Source organism: Streptococcus oralis, assembly GCF_001579025.1.
Lineage (GTDB): Bacteria > Bacillota > Bacilli > Lactobacillales > Streptococcaceae > Streptococcus > Streptococcus oralis_X.
The window spans coordinates 49,293-55,488 of the sequence record NZ_KQ970237.1 but is presented as its reverse complement, the minus strand read 5'-3'; the positions used below and the strand labels follow the sequence as shown (position 1 = coordinate 55,488).

Annotated in this window: 3 protein-coding genes and 1 pseudogene; all 4 read right to left on the bottom strand. The window is 36.7% G+C overall.

Features of this window, described 5'->3' with window-relative positions; translation table 11 throughout:
• Positions 1–92 precede the first annotated feature (92 nt).
• Positions 93–4,526 carry a type VII secretion protein EssC gene (gene essC / locus SORDD27_RS08260; protein WP_061428481.1) on the bottom strand — a complete coding sequence of 1,478 codons (4,434 nt, stop codon included), beginning with the start codon at positions 4,524–4,526 and terminating at the stop codon, positions 93–95.
• Positions 4,527–5,753, bottom strand: a complete 1,227-nt coding sequence (gene essB, locus SORDD27_RS08255; RefSeq protein WP_061428480.1) for a type VII secretion protein EssB — start codon at positions 5,751–5,753, stop codon at positions 4,527–4,529.
• 8 nt (positions 5,754–5,761) lie between these two features.
• Positions 5,762–6,019 (bottom strand): hypothetical protein, encoded by a 258-nt coding sequence (locus SORDD27_RS08250; protein ID WP_061428585.1) that lies wholly within the window; start codon positions 6,017–6,019, stop codon positions 5,762–5,764.
• A pseudogene (locus SORDD27_RS10410) lies at positions 5,982–6,196 on the bottom strand (type VII secretion protein EssA); the annotation flags it as partial. The gene SORDD27_RS08250 and the pseudogene SORDD27_RS10410, both read right to left, overlap by 38 nt.

Below are 6,196 nucleotides of genomic sequence, written 5' to 3'. Positions count from 1 at the left end.
TCCCTTTGAATCAATCCCCAAAAGTGAGAAGTCCTCTAATTAACTTTTGGGGATGGACTCTTATCAAGTTCAAGTACAAAGGATTGCTGATGTTATCTTGGTAACTTAATTCTGCAAACTTCTCTTCCAACAAAGAAGTGTGTTTCATCGACTTCTAGAAGAGTTTCTTTGTAATTTGACTTACCTTTAATCATTCCTTGGTCCATAAATCTAGTACCAAATATACCTGCTGGCATATTTGCACGCAATCTCTTACTAAATTCATCAAATTTACTTTCGATACTTTTCTGATAGCCATGGAAAATAAAGTAAACTCCCGCTTTAGAGGCATTTTTGATAATCGTTTCTAACACATTTGCAGAGAGTAACATTTTTTCATTTACGGTATGAATGTCTGGCATGTAAACAAACATCATTTGATTATAGCCACCATGTAGTCTTCGTTCAATCTCACTAACAAGATCTGTTAAAGCTGTACTAAAGTTATTTAACAAGATGATTGAATCAAAACTATCTGGATTTGCAAGACGTCCATCAATATCAAAAAGAATACGTTGAGCTTGCCCATTCAAATTTTCAAATGCCATCAATAATACTGCTTCGAGTAGTTCTGTTTGCTGTGGCGTGTCATCCATAATGACAAAATAGCCATGTTCTTTAGGATTAAATCCTACTACCTTAGTCGTTTCTTTATCATATCCGATTGGGATTTGACCTTGTTTCATCATCTCTTGAACTGTAGCTGATTGTTTAAATTCATCAAGCGTCACTTCATTTGGCAACATTGGGATTGGTTCTGGGCAAACTCCTGTCCAGCTTCTTGCAATCAACTTGACTTCTTCTTCCAAGTTATATAGGCGCTCAATGTCCCCTTCTCCACTTATTGGAAGATAAACCTGAATGGCATAAGGGATATCTTCTTTCAACTGGGCACGACCAAAAATTTCTTGTTGAATTAAAGCATCGCGTCCGATAATTTCCTTAGAAGCTCCTTCATCAACCAGGTAAAAGGCCAAGCGCGAGGTGATATTGCTTGACATACTGATTTTAAGGCTATTTGAGCGGAGTGCTGTCAAAATCACATAACACCCAAGACTCGCTCCCTCACGTAGGAGGCGGTTAATCATACTTTCAATGGCTTCTTCTAGTGGTGTGTCTTTTATAGTATCAAAGCCGTCAAAAATAGTAAGGATAGCAGGGAGTTTCTCACCCGATTTTTGTTCGTATTGAGAAAGGCTTGCTACATTATAGAGGGCAAATTTTTCCTTGCGAATCTTCAACTCTTGGTCAATACGTTTTAAAAACTTAACCAGTTTTTCTTCTTCATCAAATCTTGTCAAATCAACTACATGAGGTAAATCTTTTAGTGGCAAGAGTCCATTTGTCCCAAAGTCAAATAAATTGATTTGTACTTGCTCTGGAGTATTCAAACGAGCGAGATTTAACACTAGAGTTTGAAGAGCTAGGGATTTCCCAAAACCTGGTGAACCATAGAAAACTGTATGACCCATTTTTTCCAAATCAAAATGATAATCCTTCTGACGTTGCTCTGTCGGAATATCCATTCGAGCAAAGGGAACGGCCAATACTTTTTCGTCGGTCCAGTGAATATCTGTTTGTGGGGATATGATGGCTGTCTCTAGTGGTTCTAACCACGGTTTATCTGGCAGGTTGAGGGGAACAGTCTTGCTCACTCTTGCTATGTAGTTTACAACAGCTGAGAGTTCCGTGATTTCTTCCGTCTGATCAGCAGTATAATTTTCGTCCTTAGATAGGTCATCAGATAGCAATTCATATTGTCCTAGGTCATTTATCAACCAGATTCGTTCATCAACAACTTCTTGAACTCCCTCTGTTTGTGGGGCATACTGCGCACCACTCCATGCAGACTGGAACAATTCATAGATTTCGTTGTTTCCTACTTGTAAGTAAGCACGCCCTGGTTCAGTAATGCTCGCCGCATCTGGTGTTTTAATAATTTCATTTGAATCAGACTCATCTGACACTTTCAAAGCTAGTTTGAAACGCGAGTTTGACCATATTTGATCATTCACGACACCTGATGGCTTTTGTGTAGCAAGAATTAGATGGACTCCAAGCGAACGTCCAATACGGGCTGTCGAAACCAGCTCTGTCATAAATTCTGGTTCATGTTCTTTCAATTCAGCAAACTCGTCACTAATAAGGAAGAGATGAGGTAATGGTTTGTCTGGATAACCTGATTTGTCAGTAGCTTGTTGACCTTCCTTATATAATTTAGTGTATCCATTGATATGGTTGACGCCAAATTGATTAAATAGTCGTTGACGTTTTTGTAACTCTGCTTTGATAGAAGCTAGGGCACGCGCACTAGCCGCGCCATCTAAGTTAGTAATAGACCCAAGCATATGTGGTAAATCTTTGAAAAGATTCGCCATCCCACCACCCTTGAAGTCAATGGTAAGAAATCCAACATCCTCTGGACTAAAATTCACAGCCATGGATAATATATACGACTGAAGAATCTCCGATTTACCTGAACCAGTAGTTCCTGCTACGAGGCCATGTGGTCCATGTGCACGTTCATGTAAGTTGAGTTCCACCTGGTCATCTTTCCCACGCAATCCTAATGGCACTGCTAACGTTTTAAAAGTATCCGCTTTGGACCATCTAGTTGCAACCTGTAACTCTTCAACTTCTCTGACTTGATAGAGTTCCAAAAAAGTAACGGATTTTGGAATCGTATTCTTCTCTACTTCCATGTGTTTTAGATTTGCTAAAGTACGAATAGAATCTTCATAGCAATCCAACAGCGGGTGGGGAATAAAGGTTTGAGCACTATAGGCACCTTCATCATTAATGATTTGACCTAGATTTTGATTCTTATATTCAATCAGAGTTGTGATAGTTTCTGGCAAAAGACGACGTGCCTCTTTCACCCAAATGACTGTTACACCCAACTCTGTCAAATCCTTGGCTAGATACTCATTCAAACTATGGCCAAGTAAATGGGAGTCATCCATAATCGTTAAGACATAATGAGGTTTAAAGCGCGCATCTTTTTCCCCCATTTCACGTTTGATTTGAGAACGTTTTTGAATAATACGGTAAAGCGAATTTAGAACAGCATCACGGCTTCTGGCATCATGAACAAAACCACGAATATTTCGTTCCTGCATATTAAAATGAGGAAGAAAGCGCCACTCAGACCAATCTTTCTCATATCTCTGTTCTTGAACAAGGTTGATAAAATTAACGTCTAAGTAGCTATGGAACATTGCCATCTGTAAGAGCATATTATACACAGCTGTCCTAGTTACTTCACTGTTTCCAACAAGACCAACTGTCGCTTCAAAGATATTAACAGTGATTGGAACTTTCTTTTGCAAACTGTAGTCTTGCAAGACTGTTCGAGCAAACTGCGATATTTCATCTTTACTTTGCTCATCAAAATTTGTTTGCAACTCTAGCTGACTTAATTTATCTCCTAATCCTAAAGACACCTGTAAGAAATCTTCATTATAGTCCATTCGCTCATAAATTCTAGAATCATACTTTGCAATCAGCTCAGTAATGGTTGATATTGACGGTTGATTGTAATGTAAAATATTAGTTTCTTCTTTGTAGTATCTTTCTAAGTCGGATACTTGTTTTAATAAATATGCTTCGTAATCTTGAATCCGATTTTTTTCCTGTTCTTTGGTATCCTTTCTCTCCTCAAAATACTGACTCATAGTTGTCGCTGCTGTTAGGAGGCTAAAACCACCCATCCCTAGCATCATTACAGGATTCCCTTTTGTCCAAATTGAACTCAATGCAGTCAAAGTAAACATTCCTAAAGCTGGGACAATGGCTCGGATGAGCGAGTTTTTGGGTGGCTTTATCGGCTGTGGAGGTTGATTGATAATGATTTTCCCACTATGGATAATAGGGTTGACTCTCGGACTCCTTCTATACTCTGGAAAATCCATCGGATACTCATTATTTTTTTCTTGTATCAGAATTCGATTCTTATTCAATTGTGGTTCTTCAAAAAGACATCCAATCTTCCACTGGTTTTTTCTTTTTTCTATAAAATAATTAGAAACCTTCATTCGGTTTCCCACTTCAAACGGATAAAGCCCTTCCTCTTTGATAAGACAGTCGTTTAGATAGATCGGAGATTCCCCAAGAGTAACCTGTACTTGATTATTTGAGAAAATAAGTTGGTTTGAAAGTGACCAACTAATGTCAGCTGATTCTTTCTTGCTACAAATAAATCGTTGTGGCGGAAAAATATAAGTGATAAAAATATCTTCTTCAGGGACCAATAAGGTTACAGTTTCTTTATCAAAGGTAGATTTTCCTCTTTCTAATTCCTTACCATTTCGATAGACTTTTCTGCCTTCTACTGTATACTCGTTAGTACCTACTCTTACCTCTTGTCCTTCAAACAAATCTATTTTTTCCAGTTTCTCTTGTTCAATCAACAAGGTATAAAGAGGTTTATGAAGTTCTCCTAATTGGTCTCCCAGTTGATGATCATATTCTAGCTTTTTTGCCTTCATTTATCGTTCACTCTTTTCTTTTGTTTGGTTGTCCTTAGGAGTTGTGGTCTCAGTAGATGCCTTTGTATCACTACTATTTGTAGATGCTTTTGTATCACTACTATTTGTAGTAGCTTCTCCAATCTCAGCAGAAAGTTCTTTTATTTTCTTTTCATATTCTTCAAGTTTCTTTTGTTTCTCAGAACCGTTCATATTGATATCTGCTTTGACTGATTCATATAAATTTGTATAAGCGTGTAAAATCAACTGTGTGTCTCCGATATTTTGTGCCACATCTAGAGCTTTTTCAAATTTTCCACGTCCAAGATAAATCCAATAATAAAAAATTGTATCATCTGTTGATTCTGTAATCGTATTTAAAATAACTTCCTTTTGCTTATCGCTCAAACTATCTAAACGGACATAGCTTGCTGCTAAGATATACTTAGCTTCCTTTGGCAATGATTCTGCACCATAATTTTTTAATGATTCAACTGTTTCAGAATAGTCTTTTCGCATGAAATTTGATTGGGCCATAATGACTGATGATTTTAGGGGGCTGTCTTTAAACATAGACTTATAAGTTGCAAAACTTAAGACCACTGTGGTTGTTGCAAGCAAGGCTCCCCCTATTAACAGAGCCTTCCATTTTTTCTTGTTCACCAACAAATTAGCTTTTGAACTCTCTTCTGACAATTTTGCATACTTTTCTGCAATATATTTATTGACATCAGCTACACTCTCTAAGGGACTAATATCCTGTGCCACCTTTTCCTTTATTGCATCAATCCCATGGATGACTAAGTCAAAATCTACCTTAGGTAGTAAAATAGAAATCATTAAAGCTTTATAAGACTCTAAATAGAATTCCGAACTATACTGCTGTGGTGCAAGTAATTTTTCGATTCCATAATGTAACATTTGTACATTACTGCCAAAAACAATGATGTTTTCAGGATGGATATACGGAATTTTATAATCATTTTCAGAATGAACTAATACCGACATGCTTTGTGCCAAACTAAAACGCTCAAGCTCCGTACTTCTATTTAAAATTTCTTCCTTAACTGTTTTAAAATACCCGGGAATAATATAATGCAAAGAAAGAACTCCATCTTTTTGAACTATTTCTACTGGACAATATTCTTTAATCAATTCAAGCTGTTCTCTATGGTAACCTGATGAAGAAATTTGAACTGATATTTGGTTGCCTTCTCTCACAAATTGTAGTTGATCTGCTTCAAACATTTTTTCTCCTATGATACATCCTCAATCTCTATATAATCCCCATCACTAACTGGATAAGCAGCCAAGATATCCGTTGTTTCGATATGAATTTGTTTATTTCTAACTTTGAAACAAAACGAACTATTTAGGGGTAAATTCAACTGTTCTCTAACTTTGGTATCTTTTAATAATTCTTCTAATCTTAACCAAGTAAGGGATTTTGAAACTCGAATATCTATTTGTTTTGTTCTATACTCTAGAGTTAACTTTATTTTTCCGTAATCCATGCCATTTCCTTCCTAAATAGATACCCAAAAAAACCATAAACAACAAGAAAAAACTTGTCAATACACTTCCCATCCAATCCTTAAAAATTGAATAGTCACTTTGTTTAAAAGAGGGTTTCTCCTCTACAGTGTATTGATTAAACAATGATGTTTTAACGCCAGTAGTTTCTAAACGAT